Annotated in this window: 21 protein-coding genes; 9 read left to right on the top strand and 12 right to left on the bottom strand. The window is 61.1% G+C overall.

Annotated features, from left to right (window positions below):
- Positions 1–4 precede the first annotated feature (4 nt).
- The 3 genes from BN1135_RS15540 (at position 5) to trmL (ending at position 2,591) form a co-directional block, all read left to right on the top strand.
- The gene (locus BN1135_RS15540; RefSeq protein WP_042022683.1) at positions 5–700 is read left to right on the top strand and encodes a response regulator; all 696 of its coding nucleotides are present in this window, start codon (positions 5–7) and stop codon (positions 698–700) included.
- Positions 682–2,052 (top strand): ATP-binding protein, encoded by a 1,371-nt coding sequence (locus BN1135_RS15535; RefSeq protein WP_396027173.1) that lies wholly within the window; start codon positions 682–684, stop codon positions 2,050–2,052. Before BN1135_RS15540 ends, BN1135_RS15535 begins: the two co-directional genes overlap by 19 nt.
- Before the next feature lie 74 nt (positions 2,053–2,126).
- Positions 2,127–2,591 carry a tRNA (uridine(34)/cytosine(34)/5-carboxymethylaminomethyluridine(34)-2'-O)-methyltransferase TrmL gene (trmL, locus tag BN1135_RS15530; protein ID WP_005339545.1) on the top strand — a complete coding sequence of 155 codons (465 nt, stop codon included), beginning with the start codon at positions 2,127–2,129 and terminating at the stop codon, positions 2,589–2,591.
- A gap of 13 nt (positions 2,592–2,604) precedes the next feature.
- Here trmL and BN1135_RS15525 read toward each other — a convergent pair whose 3' ends face one another.
- The 4 genes from BN1135_RS15525 to lexA form a co-directional block, all read right to left on the bottom strand.
- Positions 2,605–3,966 (bottom strand): MATE family efflux transporter, encoded by a 1,362-nt coding sequence (locus BN1135_RS15525; protein WP_042022681.1) that lies wholly within the window; start codon positions 3,964–3,966, stop codon positions 2,605–2,607.
- Positions 3,967–3,968: 2 nt separating this feature from the next.
- Positions 3,969–4,595 (bottom strand): SCO family protein, encoded by a 627-nt coding sequence (locus tag BN1135_RS15520; RefSeq protein ID WP_042022680.1) that lies wholly within the window; start codon positions 4,593–4,595, stop codon positions 3,969–3,971.
- A 207-nt stretch (positions 4,596–4,802) separates the two neighbouring features.
- Positions 4,803–5,018: a hypothetical protein gene (locus BN1135_RS15515; RefSeq protein WP_098971316.1), complete on the bottom strand. Its 216-nt coding sequence runs from the start codon at positions 5,016–5,018 to the stop codon at positions 4,803–4,805.
- A 483-nt stretch (positions 5,019–5,501) separates the two neighbouring features.
- Positions 5,502–6,125, bottom strand: coding sequence for a transcriptional repressor LexA (lexA, locus tag BN1135_RS15510; protein WP_042022677.1), 624 nt, complete (start codon positions 6,123–6,125; stop codon positions 5,502–5,504).
- A 204-nt stretch (positions 6,126–6,329) separates the two neighbouring features.
- Here lexA and plsB point away from each other — a divergent pair, with 204 nt between their 5' ends.
- The gene (gene plsB, locus BN1135_RS15505) at positions 6,330–8,753 is read left to right on the top strand and encodes a glycerol-3-phosphate 1-O-acyltransferase PlsB (RefSeq protein WP_042022674.1); all 2,424 of its coding nucleotides are present in this window, start codon (positions 6,330–6,332) and stop codon (positions 8,751–8,753) included.
- A 164-nt stretch (positions 8,754–8,917) separates the two neighbouring features.
- Here the strand turns inward: plsB and ubiA are convergent, their stop codons facing one another.
- Positions 8,918–9,787 carry a 4-hydroxybenzoate octaprenyltransferase gene (gene ubiA / locus BN1135_RS15500; RefSeq protein ID WP_042022671.1) on the bottom strand — a complete coding sequence of 290 codons (870 nt, stop codon included), beginning with the start codon at positions 9,785–9,787 and terminating at the stop codon, positions 8,918–8,920.
- The gene (locus BN1135_RS15495) at positions 9,784–10,320 is read right to left on the bottom strand and encodes a chorismate--pyruvate lyase family protein (RefSeq protein ID WP_042022669.1); all 537 of its coding nucleotides are present in this window, start codon (positions 10,318–10,320) and stop codon (positions 9,784–9,786) included. The genes ubiA and BN1135_RS15495 overlap by 4 nt, the downstream gene beginning before the upstream one ends.
- A gap of 145 nt (positions 10,321–10,465) precedes the next feature.
- Between BN1135_RS15495 and BN1135_RS15490 the strand changes: the two genes are divergently transcribed.
- Both BN1135_RS15490 and BN1135_RS22210 read left to right on the top strand, forming a co-directional pair.
- Positions 10,466–10,903, top strand: a complete 438-nt coding sequence (locus BN1135_RS15490) for a flagellar basal body-associated FliL family protein (protein WP_042022667.1) — start codon at positions 10,466–10,468, stop codon at positions 10,901–10,903.
- A 112-nt stretch (positions 10,904–11,015) separates the two neighbouring features.
- The gene (locus tag BN1135_RS22210) at positions 11,016–11,180 is read left to right on the top strand and encodes a hypothetical protein (protein WP_098971330.1); all 165 of its coding nucleotides are present in this window, start codon (positions 11,016–11,018) and stop codon (positions 11,178–11,180) included.
- A 19-nt stretch (positions 11,181–11,199) separates the two neighbouring features.
- Here BN1135_RS22210 and BN1135_RS15485 read toward each other — a convergent pair whose 3' ends face one another.
- From BN1135_RS15485 to BN1135_RS15475, 4 genes are all read right to left on the bottom strand, one after another.
- Positions 11,200–11,532 carry a DUF2799 domain-containing protein gene (locus tag BN1135_RS15485; RefSeq protein WP_042022665.1) on the bottom strand — a complete coding sequence of 111 codons (333 nt, stop codon included), beginning with the start codon at positions 11,530–11,532 and terminating at the stop codon, positions 11,200–11,202.
- Between the two features lie 136 nt (positions 11,533–11,668).
- Positions 11,669–11,794, bottom strand: a complete 126-nt coding sequence (locus BN1135_RS22570; protein WP_256029019.1) for a hypothetical protein — start codon at positions 11,792–11,794, stop codon at positions 11,669–11,671.
- Between the two features lie 74 nt (positions 11,795–11,868).
- Positions 11,869–12,849 (bottom strand): acrylyl-CoA reductase (NADPH), encoded by a 981-nt coding sequence (acuI, locus tag BN1135_RS15480; RefSeq protein WP_042022663.1) that lies wholly within the window; start codon positions 12,847–12,849, stop codon positions 11,869–11,871.
- A gap of 32 nt (positions 12,850–12,881) precedes the next feature.
- On the bottom strand, positions 12,882–13,904 hold the full coding sequence (locus BN1135_RS15475) for a LacI family DNA-binding transcriptional regulator (RefSeq protein WP_042022662.1): 1,023 nt from the start codon (positions 13,902–13,904) through the stop codon (positions 12,882–12,884).
- 251 nt (positions 13,905–14,155) lie between these two features.
- On the opposite strand from BN1135_RS15475, the gene BN1135_RS15470 reads away from it, so the two are divergent.
- Genes BN1135_RS15470 through BN1135_RS15460 form a run of 3 tightly spaced genes read left to right on the top strand, consistent with a single transcriptional unit; the run spans position 14,156 to position 16,233 of the window.
- A complete protein-coding gene (locus tag BN1135_RS15470) occupies positions 14,156–14,599 on the top strand; it encodes a PTS sugar transporter subunit IIA (protein WP_042022661.1) in 444 nt (147 codons plus the stop codon).
- 35 nt (positions 14,600–14,634) lie between these two features.
- Positions 14,635–14,922, top strand: a complete 288-nt coding sequence (locus tag BN1135_RS15465) for a PTS sugar transporter subunit IIB (RefSeq protein ID WP_042022659.1) — start codon at positions 14,635–14,637, stop codon at positions 14,920–14,922.
- 51 nt (positions 14,923–14,973) lie between these two features.
- A complete protein-coding gene (locus BN1135_RS15460; protein ID WP_042022703.1) occupies positions 14,974–16,233 on the top strand; it encodes a PTS ascorbate transporter subunit IIC in 1,260 nt (419 codons plus the stop codon).
- A gap of 96 nt (positions 16,234–16,329) precedes the next feature.
- On the opposite strand, the gene waaA is transcribed toward BN1135_RS15460, so the two are convergent.
- Complete coding sequence (gene waaA, locus BN1135_RS15455) at positions 16,330–17,595, bottom strand: lipid IV(A) 3-deoxy-D-manno-octulosonic acid transferase (protein WP_042022656.1); 1,266 nt, start codon at positions 17,593–17,595, stop codon at positions 16,330–16,332.
- Between the two features lies 1 nt (position 17,596).
- Positions 17,597–18,631, bottom strand: a complete 1,035-nt coding sequence (gene waaF, locus BN1135_RS15450) for a lipopolysaccharide heptosyltransferase II (protein WP_042022654.1) — start codon at positions 18,629–18,631, stop codon at positions 17,597–17,599.
- Positions 18,632–18,820: the final 189 nt, after the last annotated feature.

Genomic DNA, 18,820 nt, shown 5'->3' with positions numbered 1-18,820 from the left:
CCAGATGAACAGAATACTCCTCGTTGATGACGACCTTGAATTGACCCAGTTGCTTACCGAAATTCTGACCCTGGAGGGATTTCAGGTCACGGTCGCAGAGGATGGTGAAGAGGGACTGCTGCGGCTGAGCGAGCAGACTTTTGACCTGGTACTGCTGGATGTGATGATGCCCAGACTAAACGGCTTTGCCATGCTGACCAAGCTGCGCAAGACCCACGACACCCCGGTGTTGATGCTGACTGCACGCGGCGACAGCCAGGACCGGGTCAACGGTCTGGAGGCGGGGGCTGACGACTATCTGGCCAAGCCTTTCGATGATCGGGAGCTGCTGGCCCGGGTACGTGCCATCCTGCGCCGCACCCAGAGCGCCCCACCCCAGCGTGGCAACGCCTCCGACGAAGTTCACTTTATGGACATCGTGCTGCAACCTGGTCTGCAACAAGCTCGCTGCGGCGAACAGCTGCTGGAGTTGACCGCCACCGAGTTCGGCCTGCTGGAGTGCCTGCTGCGCAACCCCGGCCAGATCGTCAGCAAGAGCCACCTCTCGGAACAGGTACTGGGCAAAAAGCTGGAGCCCTTCGATCGCGCTATCGACATGCACCTGAGTAATTTGCGCAAGAAGCTGCCAGATCGTACCGATGACCAGCCCCGCTTCAAAACCGTAAGGGGGCGCGGTTACCTGTGGCTAGAACAAGAATAGAGAGCCCCCGCTCCCTCAACAGCATTTCGACCCACATCTTCCTCTGGTTCTGGTTCATGCTGCTGGTGATGCTGGCCGCCGTGATCAGCCTGCCAACCCTGGATCCCCGCAACCAGATCCCGTTGCCGACCCATGAAGCAGCGCGGATGCAGAATAACGTGCAGGCCCTGCTCAACGCCGCCGAGCCGGATCGGGATTTCGACCTGAGCAGGGTGATGGACAAAATCGCCATGCTGCCGGTGGATAACGTCTACATCCGTGATGAGAAGGGGCAGATCCAGTCCACCGCCCATCCCCGCAAGTTCGTGGTGCGCTTCATGGTGGATGCCGATGACCCGGCCAACCCCATGCTGGGCAACGAGGATCGCAAGGCCATCGCCGGCCCCTTTCTGATGGAGCATCACGGTCACAGCTACCACGTCTATTTCGGCCTCAATGCCGAAAACCCTTACCTGTTTCTGTTCATTCAGGTGCTGGACCACCCGATCCGCATTCTGGGCATCTCTATGCTGGTCAGTACCCCGCTCTGCCTGCTGCTGGCTTGGCGGCTGACCCGCCCTATCCTGCAGCTGCAAAAATCGGTCTCCCAGCTGGCGGCCGGTAATCTGGAGGTGCAGATCCCCAACCTGGGACGGGGGGACGAAATTGGCCAACTTGCAGATAACGTCAGCCGCATGGTGGAGACGCTCAAGAGCATGATCCAGAAGCAGAAACAGCTGCTTTCCGATATCTCCCACGAGCTGCGCAGCCCCCTCACCCGAATGCAGCTGGCGCAGGCGCTGATCCGCCGCAAGCAGGGGGACAGCGCCGAACTGGCACGGATCGAATCGGAGATAGGACGGCTGGACAAGCTGATCGGCGATCTGCTGGATCTGTCGCGGGTGCAGCAGCATGTAGAGGCGCCGGTGATCCATCCGCTGGCAGCGCTGCTGGAACCCATTCTTGAGGATGCCATGTTCGAGGCGAACCAGAGCGGCAAGCAGCTCAGATTGCAGCCGCTGCCTGCCGAGTCAATCCAGATGTGGCCCGAGCTGCTGGCGCGAGCGGTGGAGAACCCTCTGCGCAACGCCCTCAAGTATGCCCGCGAGTTCATCAAGGTAGACTGGTATCGGGAGGGGCTGGAGTGGGTGATGATCATTCGGGATGACGGTCCCGGGGTGCCTGACGAGCAACAAGCGCTGCTGTTCCAGCCCTTCTTCCGGGTCGATGATGCTCGCAACGCCAAGACCGGCGGCACCGGGCTCGGCTTGGCCATCGCCGCAGAGGCCATTCAGCGCCATGGCGGCACCATTGCGGCCAGCAACAATCATCCGACCGGGCTGACCATCACCATCCGCTTGCCCATCGCCTGATCCTTTTCATCCGGACGGGCGCTGGGTATGCTGGCGCCCCTTCTTGGCTTTACATCTCTTTGCAGGAACTCGTCATGCTCGATATCGTCCTCTACCAGCCTGAAATTCCGCCCAATACCGGCAATATCATCCGGCTCTGCGCCAATACCGGTTACCGGCTCCATCTGATCGAGCCGCTGGGATTTGAGTGGGATGACAAGCGGGTGAAGCGGGCGGGACTCGACTATCACGAGTTTGCCGAGGTGAAGCGCTGGCCAAGCTATGAAGCCTTTCTGGCAGCCGTGGCGCCCAAGCGAGTGTTCGCCTGCACCACCAAGGGCCGCACCGCGCACTCGGCAGCCCAATATGCCCTTGGCGACGCCCTGCTGTTTGGCCCGGAGAGTCGCGGCCTGCCCATCGAGATCATCGAGAGCCTGCCATTCGAGCAGCGGCTGCGCATCCCTATGGTGCCCCAGAGCCGCAGCATGAATCTCTCTAACGCCGTGTCGGTATTCGTCTACGAGAGCTGGCGCCAGCTCGGTTACGACGGCGCCATGTAAGCGCCATCGCGGATCAGTGGCGGGCGTCGAGCAGTTGCCCGCTACGCTCCAACCGCCAGCAGGTGACCCCCAGCGACAGGCCGCGCCCCACCATCAGTGCCGCCATCGCCGCCCACAAGGCGGCCACCCCCCACGACTGACAGAGCCACCAGATCGGGAAGAAGCCGCCAAATGCGGCCAGCATCATGCTGTTACGCATCTCCCGCGCCCGGGTCGCCCCGATAAAGACCCCGTCCAGCAGGAAGCACCAGACCGCCAGCAACGGCATGGCGATCAGCCAGGGGAGGTGGCGGTTCGCCTCCGCCACTACCGCCGGAATGTCAGTAATCTGACCCACCAGCCAGCCACCCAGCAGGGCGAACCCCAAGGTAAATGCGGTCGCAATCAGCGCGGCCCAGCCCAGATTGAGCACTATGGCCTCCCGCAGTTTCTGCCGATCCCGCAGACCGATGGCCCGCCCCACCATGGCCTCCACCGCGTAGGCAAAGCCATCGAGCCCGTAGGAGATGAGCATCAGGAAGTTGAGCAACACCGCATTGGCGGCCACCGCCACATCCCCCAGCCGCGCCCCTTGCAGGGTCATAAAGGCGAAGCAGAGCTGCAAACAGAGGGAACGCAGGAAGATATCGCGATTTAGGCCGAGCAGCCGCACCATGGGGGCGAGCTGTCGCCAGCGCTGCCAGCCATCCTGCCACACCGTCGACGCCAGTTGCCGCAGCTGACGACGCACCAGCCAGATCCCGGCGGCCAGCGCGCAGTAGTCCGCCAGCACCGAGGCCGCCGCCACACCCCGCACCTGCCAGCCGAGCCCCAGCACAAACAGGGCATCGAGCGCCATATTGACCAGATTGGTGAGGATCAGCATCACCATGGGGCTGCGGGCATCCTGCATCCCCAGCAGCCAACCCATGATCACCAGATTGCAGAGCGCCGCCGGCGCGCTCCAGATCCGCACCTCAACATAGTGGCTGGCATAGAGCTGCACCTCTGCCGAGCCGCCACTCAGGGCGATCAGTCGGGGTAACAGGGGAAAGAGCAACAACAGCAGCGCCAAACCGAGGGCAATGGCCAACCCCAGCGCCCGCAGCAGAGTATCGAGCTGGGCGCGGCCGTTGGCAGCGCCGTGGGCCTGCGCCGTCAGCCCGGTAGTCGACATCCGCAGAAAGCCGAGTAGCCAGAAGATGAGATTGATGAGGGTCGCGCCAACCGAGACGCCCCCCAGAAACCAGGCCTGACCGAGGTGACCGATCACCCAGGTGTCCACCAGCCCCAGCAAGGGAGTGGAGATATTGGAGAAGACCATGGGCAGGGCGAGAACAAAGACCGCACGGTGACGAGAGGGATCACGCCACCATGGGGCAACCGGCGGGGTCATTTTCAGTAGCCAGCCAGCTTCATCATGCGGGAAAAATCAGACAACATGGTAGCCATCGGCACCCGGGGCACCTCACCCGGCACCACCTGCGGGCGGAACACCCCCTGCAGCTTGCCCTTGGGATTGATGAGCACGATGGAGGCGGAGTGATCGATCAGGTAATCCTTCTCCCCCTGATTGGCGATGGAGTAGATCAGCCCCAGATTGCGCACAAACGGGAACAGCTTGTCGTGGGGGGCGGTAGCCGCCTTGAACTCGGGATTGAAGAAGGCGGTGTAGGTCTTGAGACGGGGTATGTCATCGCGCTGGGGGTCTGCCGAAATAAACACCACCTGACTGTTGGACGCCATCTTCTTCAGCTGGTCATACACGGAGCGCATATCTGCCAGGGTGGTGGGGCAGATATCGGGGCAGAAGGTGTAGCCGATAAACAGAAAGGTCCAGTGCCCCTTCAGGTTGGCAGGGGTGAACGGCTTGTTGTCCGCATCGGTAAAGGCGAAATCGTTGATATCCCGCCCCGCAGGATAGTAGTCAGCCTGTTGCGGCTGCTCAGGCTGGGTGGCGTAGAACGCCAGGGTCAGGCAGCCTGTCAGCAGTAGAAAAAGCAGGGGATAGCGGAGCTTCATCATCACAAGAGACCCTTTAAGTTCGAGGTAGATGGCCAGCAGTGACCGGACAAGAGGGGTATTGTACCCCAGCGAGCCAGCAACGTGGGTCAACCTTGTGTCTCGCACAGTCAGGAACCGACCATTTGGCACAATTGATCGCCAGTTCAGACCATAAAAAAACCGGCCCCTCGGGTGCCGGTTAGGTGTGCATCTGCTTGCCTCTTCTGCTCAGGGGCGAGCGTTGCGTCCCTGCTGCAACATCTTGCCGATGGCCCGCACGCCGATGGGAATGACGGGTGCCAGCAAGCCCTCTTCCCCCTGGCGATCGCCATGGCCCCGCTTGAACAGTAACACCAGGCGCACCACCTTCTCCTTCGGGCATCCCAACCAGAGTGTCCAGTGTGAACCCTTGTGGTGTAACCAGAGACCATAAAACCAGGTCATCCGGCTACCTTTGACACAACGGGTGATAGACGATGCCGATGGTACAACTACCACCTCTGAATCCCATGGCGATCTTGATGCCATACCAGTCCTCCTTGACCGACAGGTCATATTGCTGCATCGGCCTGAGCGATCGTCAGGCCCGTCACGACTAGCTGCAACTCTACGAGTGGTCCCCTCTGCCCGACAGGGCTCGGGATCTCTCCACTCCCCCTTCATATCCCGTGAAGGTGTACTTCGCGATTCTCGTTGTTACCGGCCCTCCCATAACGGCTCATTGACGTTGTCCCCATGAGGAGCCGAGCCCCGTCTCGGCGACAGGGCACTGATCTGAGCATATATCTGAAATAGATGATTGGTAACCGGTCGCGCAGGACAAAAATGCCGCCGCCGACGATCTGCTTGATATGACAGGGAAAGTGCGCCAGAAACAGCACGGCCTCCCGAAGGAGGCCGTGTGGCAAACGCAGTTGGAGGGAAGAACTACATCCAGTCGGCGTTGCGGATCACTCCAACCGCCAGCCCCTCGATAGTGAGCTGCTGGCAGGAGAGATCCACCTCGATGGGGGATAGCTCTTCGTTCTCCGGCAACAACCACACCTGACTGCCCTTGCGCTGGAAGCGCTTGACGGTGACATCCTCATCGAGACGGGCGACCACCACCTGACCATTACGCACATCCTGAGTCTTGTGCACCGCCAGCAGGTCACCATCCAGAATGCCGATGTTCTTCATGCTCATTCCCTGTACCCGCAGCAGAAAATCTGCCCGCGGATGGAACAGGGCGGGATCCACCTGATAATGGCTCTCGATATGCTCCTGAGCCAGAATGGGTTCACCGGCGGCCACCTTGCCGATCAGCGGCAGGCCACTCTCTGCCAGTACCTCTTCCTCTTCGAGCAACAGGCGAATGCCGCGGGATGTGCCCGGCATGATCTCGATGACCCCTTTCTTGGCCAGGGCCTTCAGATGTTCTTCGGCCGCATTGGCCGATTTAAAACCAAGCTTCTGGGCAATCTCGGCACGAGTCGGCGGCATACCGGTCTCGCTCATGTTTACCTTGATCAGCTCCAGCACTTCGGCCTGGCGGGGGGTAAGGGGTTTCATAGCATTGGCACCTGTTTTTTTATACAGCACACTGGCAGTATATACAGTGTGCCAGCCAAGGCAAGGCACAGCTGACATTTGTCGCAACCCATCCCGCATTTATCACTGTTTTGATCTCGCTCAGCCGACTCATCGTACCTCTCGGCGACAAGGGGCTACCGATTTGCTATGCTCACGCCGCATTTTTTTGGAGAGCAGACGCACATGTCCCTTGGACAGAAGATTTCCAGAGCCATCTTGCAATGGCCGGTCAGTGGCTTGGTCAATCACAAGAGCTTGCCGGAAAATCCCATCACCGAGCTCAATCTGGACCCGGACAGACCCATTGTCTATGCCCTGAAAACCAGTTCGATCACCGACCTGATGACCTTGCAACAGTGCTGCGAGGATCTCGGTCTGCCCGGCCCCTTCACCCCGCTGGAGCTTAATGGCCAGCTGCTGCCGCGCTACGTCTGTCTGGATCGTCCGCCTCCCCTGTTCGGCAAGCGCAGCAAGCCGCTGCCGTTCTTGCAAGAATTCCACCAGCTGCTGGATCTGCACAAGCAGGATCCCGAGCTGGATATCCAGGTGGTGCCCGTTACTCTGTTCTGGGGCCGCGCCCCGGGTCGGGAAGGGGAAGATGCCTCCGGCCTCAACATCATCAGCAGCCTGGCGCCAAACCGGCTGAAGAAGGCGCTGATCGTGATCCTCAAGGGTCGCGAGAATCTGGTGCGCTTCTCGCCGCCGCTCTCTTTGCGCCACATGGCAGACAAACACGGCACCGATGAAGCCATCGCCCACAAACTAGCGCGCGTGGCCCGCACCCACTTCAGTCGCCAGCAACTGGCCGCCACCGGACCGAAACTGCCCAACCGCAATCTGCTGTTCAAACAGCTGCTCGACTCCGGGGTGATCCAGCAAGCCATTGAAGAAGAAGCCCAGCGCGAGAACATTAGCCTCGAGAAGGCGCAAAAACGCGCCCACGGCTACATGGATGAGATTGCCTCCGATTTCTCCTACCGGCTGATCCGCCTTGGCGAGAGCTTCCTCGGCTGGCTGTGGAACAAGCTCTATCGCGGTTTGTCGGTCAATGGTGCCGAGAAGGTACGCCAGCTGGCGCAGGAAGGGCACGAGATTGTCTACGTTCCCTGCCATCGCAGCCACATGGACTACCTGCTACTTTCCTACGTCATCTACCACCAGGGGATGGTGCCGCCCCATATCGCGGCAGGCATCAACCTCAACTTCTGGCCAGCAGGCCCGATCTTCCGCCACGGCGGTGCCTTCTTCATTCGCCGCACCTTCAAGGGCAATCCGCTCTACAGCACCGTATTTCGTGAATACCTCAACCTGCTGTTTGCCAAGGGTTACTCGGTGGAGTTCTTCACCGAAGGGGGCCGCTCCCGGACCGGCCGTCTGCTGCCGCCCAAGACCGGCATGCTGGCGATGACCCTGCAGGCGATGATGCGCGGGCTGGACAGGCCGGTCACCCTGGTGCCGGTCTATCTGGGCTACGAGCACGTGATGGAGGTGAACACCTACCACAACGAACTCAAGGGCAGCCGCAAGGAGAAGGAGAGCTTCCTGCAGGTGCTCGGCATTCTGCGCAAGCTGCGTAACTACGGCCGTGGCTTCGTCAACTTCGGTGAGCCATTGACCCTCAACAGTTACCTCAGTGAACACGTCCCGGAGTGGAAATCCCATATCGGCGAAGAGGATCGCCCTGAGTGGATGGCGGGCACAGTCAACAATCTGGCCGAGTTATTGATGACTCGCATCAATGCCGCCGCCGCCGTCAACGGCCTGACCCTGAGTGCGCTGGCACTGCTGGCCGCCGAGCGTCATGCCCTGACCCGCGACGAGCTGCAGGCCCAGCTCAACACCTATCTGGATCTGCTCAAGCAGGTGCCCTACAGCCCGCAGAGCACCATTCCGGATGAGGATGCCAAGACCCTGCTGGATCAGGCGATGGAGCTCAACAAGTTCGAGGTGAGCGAGGACAAGCTGGGGCAGATCATCAGTCTGGACCGCTATCAGGCGATCCTGCTGACCTACTACCGCAACAACATCTTGCACCTGTTCGCCATGCCATCCCTGGTGGCGGCGCTGATCGAGCGTTGCGAGGGGATCTCCCACAGCGAGATCGTGGCCCGCTGCATCGACATCTATCCGCTGCTAAAGACAGAACTGTTCCTTCATTATGAGGAAGAAGATCTGCCGGCGGTGGTAGAGAGCCTGCTCGATGCCCTGCAGGCCCAGCAACTGATTGAGCTGCGCGATGGCGGTTACTGGGTTAATCCGGGCAACCAGATGCGTCTGCTGCTGCTGGCAGAAAGTATTCAGGAAACCCTGCAACGCTACGCCATCGTGCTGACCCGGGTACTGGCCCAGCCCCGTATCGAGGCGGAGCAGCTGGAAGCCGACGGCCTGATGATGGCAGAGCGCCTCGGCACCCTGCACGGCATCAACGCCCCCGAGTTCTTCGACCAGAAGCTGTTCAGCACCCTGATCCACACCCTGCGCAAAGAGGGCTACCTCTCCCCCGAGTGCAAGCCGGATCTGGGCCGCTTCCAGGCGCTGGCCGACAACATAGTGCCGCTGCTGAGCAACAAGATCCGCCGCACCATTCAGGCAGGCAACCAGCTCTGACCTGCAACGCAAACAAAGAAGGCCGCATCATGCGGCCTTCTTTTTTCATTCAGTTTTACTCAGGGCGCTATCGCGTCAGCAGTGTGTAGCCGAGCACCAGACCGGCAAACAACAGCACCCCAACACGCGACCCTCTTTTTTATTCCGCGTGACTCAGTACGTTATCACGCCAGCAGGTAGTCAAGCACCAGACCGGCAAACACCAGCGCCCCCACATAGTTGTTATTGAGAAACGCCTGGAAGCAGGCGTCCCGCTGCCGCTCGCGAATAAGCCGCTGCTGATAGACAAACAGCACCGCCGCCCCCAGCAATCCCCAGTAATACCAACCACCCAACAGCATCAGATGCCCCACAGCCAACAGCAGCAGCAGCGCCGAAAGCTGCAACGCCCCGATGATCCGCTTGTCATGACGACCAAACAGAATGGCGCTGGACTTGAGGCCGAGCTTGAGGTCGTCATCCCGATCCACCATGGCGTACTGGGTGTCGTAAGCCACGGTCCACAGCAGGTTGGCGAAGAAGAGTAGCCAGGCCACCAGCGGCAGGGCATCCGCCTGCGCCGCATAGGCCATCGGGATCGACCAGGAGAAGGCCATTCCGAGCACCAGCTGGGGGTTGGAGATAAAACGCTTCATGAAGGGGTAGCTCACCGCCAGCAGCAAGCCGACAAACGACAGGCTGATGGTGAGCGGATTCATGGTCAGCACCAGAGCAAACGAGATGATCGCCAGCACGAAAAAGAGCGCCAGTACCTCCCACGGCTTGACCCTGCCCGTGGGCAAGGGCCGACCAGCAGTGCGTTTGACGTGGCCGTCAAAGTTGCGATCCGCATAGTCGTTGATAACGCACCCAGCCGAGCGCATCAGAAAGACTCCGACCACAAACACGGTCAGCACCCAGAGATTGGGCAGGCCACCGGCCGCCAGCCAGAGCGCCCACAGGGTTGGCCACAGCAGCAGCAGAGTGCCTATAGGTTTATCGACGCGGGCCAACTGCATGTAGGCAAGTCCCCGCTCCTTGGTTAACAAATTCACTCCAGCTCCTTGTCACAGACGAGAGAGGGCAGAAACAGCTCGTGCACCAGCAGTGGCCATTGCCCCAGAAACAGACGGGAACGACGCCCCCAGACGATGGCTGTTGGGCAGCGGGGATTGGCGGCAATCTCGAAGCGCGCCAGTTGCAGGTGATCGCGGCGGGCAGGCTCATGGCCAAATATCCGCTCACCCAGCGGCTGCTCGCCAAGCTCGGCAATGCCGCTCCCTTGCAGCGCGCCATCGGCAAGCAGGGTCCAACCCAGCACCGCGGGCCCCCTATCCCCGTGCAGGATCACTTCGCGGCAGGTGCCGACCGGCGAAGCCGAATCCACCAGCCACTGCTCATCGGCAGTGAGGGCGACCGGGTGATTGCCCAGCCACGCCACCGAGAAGTGGCGATTGTGCTGGCGCAGGCGCCGGGTCATGGAGCCAGGCTCCAGCAGCCAGGGGCGCAAGCTGGCGGGCAACTCGCAACATTCAGGGGCCAACCAGCCGCTTAATGGCGTGAGGGGAACAGTCAACTCGGACTTCACAGCTTCACCATCCAGAGATTTCCGTGTTCAGGTTAAAATCCGGTTTATTATCCGTAAATCAATAGCGAAATGTAAGAACATCCGTGCTTGACGGCCCCGATGGCAGCATCAAAAATGGGGTATCTCTTGCTGATGAGCCATCTATATGAAGATCTTCAAAATTCTGCTGGTGTTGTTACTGAGTTGCGGCGCGCTTCAGGTATCCGCATCCGGGGGAGAGGAGCCGCCCGCAGAGGGAGAGGCCGCAGCGGCCGCCAAGCCGGGCTTCTCCTACCACGCGCTCGATCCCGACATCATCACCAACTACCTGAGCGATGGCAAAACCCTCGGCTATATCCGGGTCACAGTGGAGCTGATGGCGGAGAACGAAGCCGATCTCAAGCTGCTGGAGCAGCATGACCCGCTGATCCGCGACACCATCATCCGCCTGATGGGCAGCAAGAGCGCCGATCAGATCAAATCTCTGGTCAGCCGCGAAGAGCTGCGCAAGGAGTGCGAGACCAAGGTCAACGAGCTGCTGGTGAAAGAGACCGGCAAGAAAGCGGTGCGCGAGCTCATCTTCACCAAGTTCCTCTACCAGTAATCCCTCCCGAAACAGTCGCTTATTGGCATATCGGCCAATAAGCGAGCTTCGCCGGTTTATTCGAAATGAAAATCGATTACAATACGCCCATCGAGTCGTAGAGGTAGTCGTTATGGGCAGTAAAACCCTGTGTGAGTGGCGCCGTCACGAGATCCCCACCGATCTCAAGGCGTTGCGCAAGATAGTGCGCAAACCCAAGTTTGTCTGCGGCAAGTGTGCCCGCAGTGCCAATGACAAGGGTTATCTCTGCCAGCCGCTGCGCTTGAAAGAGGAGTAGCCCCCTCTCAACCAGGGCGTTATTGATCAGTCCAGCCGTGACGCCCCTGATCGAATAATCTGCGCGCCTGGGTATCGTTGGGGCAGACACCGCGATATTCACTGCCGGAGCGGCCAGCCAGATAGAGATGCTCAGGGCGGCAATACCAGGCCAGCCCCTTCTGGCGTCCCTGCTCCCATAGCTCGGCATCCACCTTCTTGCCACACTGATCCTGATGAAACTCGATCCGCTCACTGGTGAAGCCCAGTTTGCCATCCGCCTCCCCCACCTCGCTCCACACCTTCTCGCAGGGATCATCGTTCGAGACGCAGCCACCCAGCAGGGCAGCCAACAGTATGATGGTGAGTCGCATAGTCATCCTTGAGTGTCATTTGGGCAGTTCATTCTACCCAGCGGCCCGGCACTGACCAAGGGCGAACAGTCAACCTTGTGAGCGCGGCAAAAAAATCAGGCGGGCCAAAGCCCGCCTGTTCATTTAATGCTGTGGTTCACTGGTCATCGAAAGTGTCATCATCCTGCCAGCTTTCATCTTCCCATTGATCCAGCTCTTCTTCCCAGGATTCCGGATCCCACTCGTCATCAGAGGAGTCGTAATCCGGCTTGTGTCCACCCATCTTCACTCTCCTTGGATAGTTCACCCGCACTCCAATTTTATCCGGAAATGTCGGGCTCGCCAGTCAAGGTGAGATCAAAGTTTGACCAGGGTGCGGCCGGCAATCTGACCCAGGGTAATGGCCTCGGCGGCCGCGACCACCTGCTCCAGCCCAATCTCGGTGACAGCCTGTGCGAAGAAGCTGGCGGGCAGATCCTGCGCCAGTCGCTGCCACGCCAGTTGACGACGTTCAAACGGGCACAGCACCGAATCGACCCCCTGCAGGCGCACGTTGCGCAGGATGAAGGGCATCACGCTGGTCGGCAGATCGAAGCCGCCCGCCAGCCCGCAGGCCGCCACGGCGCCGCCATAGTTCATCTGGGCCAGCAACTTGGCCAGCACCTGACTACCAACGGTGTCGATGGCAGCGGCCCACAGCTGCTTCTCCAGCGGTTTGGCGGGCACCAGCAGTTCACTGCGTGGCACGATGCGACTGGCACCCAGCTCGGTCAGCATGGCGCCCTGCTCTTCGGGACGACCGGTCAGCGCCGCGACCTGATAGCCAAGGGCTGCCAGCAGCGCAACCGAGGTGGAACCCACACCGCCCGCCGCGCCGGTGACCAGCACCTCGCCGCTTTCGGGAGTAATGCCCGCCTCTTCCAGCGCCAGCACGCAGAGCATGGCGGTGAGACCAGCGGTGCCGATGCACATGGCCTGCCGCTCATCCAGCCCAGCGGGCAGCGGCACCAGCCAGTCCCCCTTGACCCGCGCCTGTTCGGCCATGCCACCCCAATGCCCTTCCCCCACACCCCAGCCGGTCAGCACCACCTTGTCGCCAGGCTGATAACGGCTGTCGGCAGATTCGAGCACGGTACCGGCGAAGTCGATACCGGGCACCAGCGGCCACTGGCGCACTATCTTGCCCTTGCCGGTGATGGCCAGCCCATCCTTGTAGTTGATGGAGCTGTAGGCGACCGCCACCCGCACTTCACCTTCCGGCAACTGGCTCTCGGCCAGCCGGGTCAGGGTTGGAACAGTCTTGCCGTCTTGGTTTTCCAGTAACAGAGCCTTGAACATGGTTGCCTCTTTGATGACGTGTGAAATGGGGGTCAGCTGCTTTGGCGCTTTTGCAGCTGAAAATCGAGAGCCAGAGCAGTACCGCTCACGGACTCCCCGGCCAGCTGGCGCAGGATCAGCTCGGCGGCCTCCTGCCCCATTTTGCGATAGGGGATCTTGACCGAAGTGAGGGTTGGATAACAGGCGCGCGCCACATCCAGATCGTCGAATCCGGCGATGGCCAGCTTGCCGGGCACAGCGAGATGGCGCCGCTGGCACTCGAACAGCACGCCCGCCGCCAGCTCGTCGTTAACGCAGATCAGCGCATCCAGCTCGGGCCAGCGCAGCAGAAACTCCCCCAGCATGGTGGCGCCAGTGCTGAAGCTGGGCCGCTCCGAGGTGTTGATGATGGCATCGGGGGAGAGGTAATTGTCGAGCAGCGCCTTCTGCCAGCCCTGCATCCGCTGTTGCAGCATCCACTGCTCCTGACGGGCACAGAGAAAACCGATATTGCGATAACCCCGCTCAATCAGGTGACGGGTCAGCTGATAACCGGCATCGAAATTGGAAACCCCCACATTCATGTCGATAGGGCTGCGGGCCATGGCCCCCACTTCCACCACCGGCAGACGAGAAGCTTTCAAGCGGGCCCGGATCGTCTCGCCGAGATCGCCGCCAAACAGCACCACCGCCGCCGGATTGTGCTGCAGGAAGCTGGTCAGCAGGCTCTCTTCCTGCTGCCTCAGGTGCTGGGCATCCCCCAACATGATCTGGTAGCCCTCATCGAGCAGGGTCTGCTGCAGACCGGCGATCATCTCGCCACAACCCGCTTCCGCCAGACTGGGGACGATCACTACGATGGTCTGGGAGGTAGCAGACGCCAGCGCCCCAGCCGCCCGGTTGGGAATGTAGCCGAGCTCTTCCACCGCAGCGTCGATACGCTCGCGCATCTTGTCGGAGACCATCTCGGGGGTACGCAGGGCGCGGGAGACCGTCATGGCTCCCACCCCGGCCAGCTGAGCCACATCATTGAGGGTCACCCGACCCGTGCTACGGCGCTTCTTTGCTTCTGACATCCATCCCATCCTTGACTTGCGGCTGCCCACTTTAAGGCAAAAGTGCGGCACTGACTATTTGCTCAGGGCCGATTCTACCCTCTTTCCCGGATCACGGGGGCAAGATGACTCCCGTTAATGGATGAAGTGATAGCGCTATCACAGTTTCATGTTAGCGCTATCTGATAGCGCTAACTTTCGCGATCACCCTCACAGTTTCCCGGCGACAAGATCGTTAGATTGGCCCCATCTTAACTAGCCGGATCACCACCATGCTGACTCAACTGCTGACCGAGGATGTCATCCGCATCGAACCTGCCGCTCGCGACTGGCGCCACGCCATCGAGCTGGCAACGGCGCCCCTGCTGGCCAATGGCACCATCGAACCCTCCTATGTGGCGGCGCTGTTTCGCTCCCACGAAGAGCTCGGCCCCTACTACGTACTGGGCCCCGGTCTGGCGATGCCCCACGCTCGCCCCGAGGATGGGGTCAACCGGCTGGGTCTGGGGCTGACCGTCATCAAGCAGGGGGTCAACTTTGATTCCGAAGGCAACGACCCGGTCCAGCTATTGGTGACCCTGGCAGCCAGCGACAGCAACTCCCATGTGGAGACCATCGCCCAGCTGGCCGAGCTGTTTATGAATGAAGAGGACGTGGCGGCCATCATTGCGGCCGACACCAAAGACGACATCTTGCGCATTCTGGCGCGCTACTGATCTGCGCCAAGGCGCACCTGACAAAGGAAGAGACGATGAAAATTCTGGTTGTATGCGGTCACGGTCTGGGCACCAGCCTGATGATGGAAATGAGCATCAAGAGCATCCTGAAAGAGCTGGCAGTCACGGCCGAAGTGGATCACCGCGATCTGGCCTCCGCCGGCAGCGAAACCGCCGAGATCTTTGTCGCCACTCGCGACATCGCCGAGCAACTGCAATCCATGGGCGTCAATGGCCGACTGGTGACTCTCGCCAACATGGTCGACAAGGTCGCCATGAAAGAGCAGCTCTCCACCGCCCTGCGCGAACTGGGCGCCCTCTAAGCATCCTCCATGCGGCCTGCGGGCCGCATCTTCCATTGCCAGGAGCTGACCATGGAATTTTTCAATTTTCTGATGTTTGACGTGCTGTCAGAGCCCGCCGTACTGGTTGGCCTGATTGCACTTATTGGCCTGATAGCCCAGAAAAAACCGGTGACCGAGTGCATCAAGGGCACGGTCAAGACCATCATGGGTTTTGTCATTCTGGGGGCCGGTGCCACCCTGGTGATCAACTCGCTGGGTGACTTCGCCGTCATCTTCCAGCACGCCTTCGGCATCAAGGGCGTGGTGCCCAACAACGAGGCCATCGTCTCCATCGCCCAAACCTCGTTTGGCAAAGAGATGGCGATGATCATGTTCTTCGCCATGCTGGTGAACATCCTGATCGCCCGTCTGACCCCGTGGAAATTCATCTTCCTGACCGGCCACCACACCCTCTTCATGTCGATGATGGTGGCGGTAATCCTCTCTGCCGGTGGCATGAGCGGCATTTCGCTCATCGCGGTCGGCAGCCTGGTGGTTGGCGTAGCCATGGTCTTCTTCCCGGCGATTGCCCAGCCGTTCATGAGACAGATCACCGGCTCCGATGATGTGGCACTGGGCCACTTCTCCACCTGCTCCTACGTGCTCTCCGCCCTGATCGGCGCCAAATTCGGCAACAAGGCCCACAGCTGTGAAGATGTGCAGGTACCCAAGAGCCTGCTGTTCCTGCGCGACACCCCAGTGGCCATCTCCTTCACCATGGGCATCATCTTCCTGGTGACCGCCGCCTTCGCGGGTCCCGAGTTTGTGACCAGCGTTGCCAAGGGCAAACACTGGCTGATGTTCTCCCTGATGCAGTCCATCACCTTCGCAGCTGGCGTCTACGTCATCCTGCAGGGTGTGCGGATGGTCATCGCCGAGATCGTACCGGCCTTCAAAGGGATCTCCGACAAACCGGTACCGAACGCCAAACCGGCGCTCGACTGCCCCATCGTCTTCCCTTACGCCCCCAACGCCGTGCTGATCGGCTTCCTGTCGAGCTTTGCCGCCGGTCTGGTGGGGATGGCGCTGCTCTACGTGATGGGGCTGACCGTCATCATCCCGGGCGTGGTACCGCACTTCTTCGTCGGCGCCGCCGCCGGGGTGTTCGGCAACGCCACCGGTGGCCGTCGTGGCGCCATTCTGGGCTCCTTCGCCAACGGCCTGCTGCTGCTCACCATTCTGCCGGTGTTCCTGCTGCCGGTGCTGGGCGACCTCGGCTTTGCCAACACCACCTTCAGCGACTCCGACTTCGGGGTGCTGGGCATCCTGCTGGGGCTGATCGTTCGCTAATCCCGGCCATCGCCAACAAAAAAACGGAGCGCATCGCGCTCCGTTTTTTTATGGCTGGCCATCGATAAGGAATGGCCGGGTTTGAATAGCCGGGAATCAGTCGTTTTCCAGCGCAGCGAGGCAATGCGAGAGGGTACGCGCCAGCGCCCCCTGATTGCGCAGCACCACGGCACGGGCCTGCTCCCCCATCTCGCGGTGGGCATTCCCGTCGGTAAACAGCTGGCTCACCTGCTCGCCCAGCTCGGCGGCATCGGCCACGATGGCGGCGCCCCCCTGAGCCACCAACTGGCAGGTGATATCGCTGAAGTTGAAGTAGGCGGGGCCGGTCAGGCAGGGCTTGCCGAGCGCCGCCGGCTCCAGCAGGTTGTGGCCGCCGATCTTCACCAGACTGCCACCAACGAAGGCCACATCGGCCGCCGCCAGCATCAGCGGCAGCTCGCCCATGGTATCGCCGAGATAGACCTTATCCTCGGCACTCACCGCAGCATGACTGGTGCGCCGCACGCAGCCGTAAGGGGCACACAGCTCGGCCACCCGATCGAACCGCTCGGGATGACGCGGCACCAGGATCAGCAGCGCAGCGGGATGGCGTTTGAGCAGCAGATCGAAGGCGGCCAGCACCTGCTCGTCTTCACCCAGATGGGTGCTGGCGGCGATCCAGACTGGTCGCTCAGCACCCAGCTGCTGGCGCAGGGCGCGACCTTTGGCCTGCACCTCGTCACCAAACTGGATATCGAACTTGATGGAGCCAGTCACCGCCAGCCGCGAACGATCAATGCCGAGGCGAGCGAAGCGGTCGGCGTCATCCTGATGCTGACAGAGCAGATGGGTCAGCGGTCGGCTCAGGGCGTCGAAGGCGCCGTGGAAGCGGGCATAACGCTGGCAGGATCGCTCGGAAAGACGGGCATTGATGATGGTCACCGGCAGATGGTGCGCCTCGCAGGCGGCCAGCCAGTTCGGCCACAGCTCGGTCTCCATCACCCAGAGCGCGCGCGGCTTGAAGGTGTCGAGAAAGGCCGCCACCGCCCAGGGGTAGTCGAGCGGCGCGTAGCGATGCACCACCAGCTCCCCCAGCTTGGCGGCCTGCTCGGCGCCGGTGCGAGTGGTGGTGGTGAGCAGGATCGGCAGATCGGGCCGCTCGGCCTTGAGGGCACGAATGAGCGGCGTGATGGCCAGCGTCTCCCCCACGCTCACCGCATGGATCCAGAGCGGCGCATCCTGTCCGGTGGCAGGCAGTCGGCCGAGATGCTCGGCCCAGCGCTCGCCAAAGCCGGGCTTACCCTTTTTCGGCTTGTAGAGCGCCAGCAGCGCCAGCGGCAATCCCAGATGGATCAGCAGGTTGTAGAGCAGACGGTAGGGCATCTTACTGGCTCTGCTCCAGCTTCTTGCAGGCATCGACCACCTGCTCCGGCGGCAAGTCGATCAGGCACTTGAGATGGCCGAACTTGCAGGTGCGCTTGAAGCAGGGGCGACACTCGATGTCGGTGTGGACGATCTCGACCCGATCCGCCAGCGGCGGGGTGTAGAGCGGCGAGGTGGAGCCATAAACGCCGACCAGTGGCCGGTTGAGGGCGGCGGCGATGTGCATCAGGCCGGAGTCGTTGGAGATGACCCGGCTGGCCAGCGCCATCAGATCGATCGCCTCGTGCAGGCTGGTCTTGCCCGCCAGCACGTGGCAGTTGGGGCGGGTCAGCAGATTGACCCGATCCCGGATGGTGTTGCCGACCGGCAGATCCTTGTTGGAGCCGAAGATCCACACCTGCCACCCTTCGTCCAGATGCTGCTGGGCCACCACGGCGTAGTGCCCCTCCGGCCAGCGTTTGGCCGGGCCAAACTCGGCACCGGGGCAGAGCACCAGCACCGGGCGGGCGCGATCCAGCCCCAGTCGCTCCAGCGCCTTGCTCTGATTGATCAGATCAACGTGGAGTGCCGGGTGCGGAATGGTCGGGATATCGGCCCGGCTCTTCATCTGCGCCTTGGGATAGGCGAGCGCCAGATAGCCCTCCACCATCAGCGGGAAGGCAGACTTGTTGCTGCGCAGATCGTTGAGCAGACCGTAGCGGCTCTCGCCCTTCCAGCCAGTACGCACCGGAATGCGGGCAAACCAGGGGATCAGCGCCGACTTCATGGAGTTGGGCTGGACGATGGCCTGATCGTACTTCTCGGCCGCCAGCTGCTTGCCGAGGCGGCGGCGCGCCACCAGTTTGAAGTCACCGTGGCCAAGGGGCATGGTGATCGCCTTGTCCACCTCCGGCATCCGCTCCAGCAGGGCGCAGCACCAGGATGGCGCCATCACGTGCAGCTCACACTCCGGGTGGTTGGCCTTGATCGCCTTGTAGAGACTCTGGGACATCACCATGTCGCCGACCCAGGAGGGGCCGATCACCAATATTTTCATCACGCGTCTTCTCTCGGGACAGGCCCGACTGTTAATCATCACTGGGCGAGATTATGCCCCAAGAATGACTGGATAAATAACAGAAGATCCTCGCTCATCCCCCCATCCGCCTCATTTTTTCAGCGGTGACCTTCTGCCCACCCCGCGAGATTACGCGTCCCATGCAATGGTCGGATAAATAACAGAAGA

Origin of the sequence: Aeromonas sobria (assembly GCF_000820145.1) — a bacterium.
GTDB classification, from domain to species: Bacteria; Pseudomonadota; Gammaproteobacteria; order Enterobacterales; family Aeromonadaceae; genus Aeromonas; species Aeromonas sobria.
This window is presented reverse-complemented; position numbering and strand designations above follow the sequence as displayed.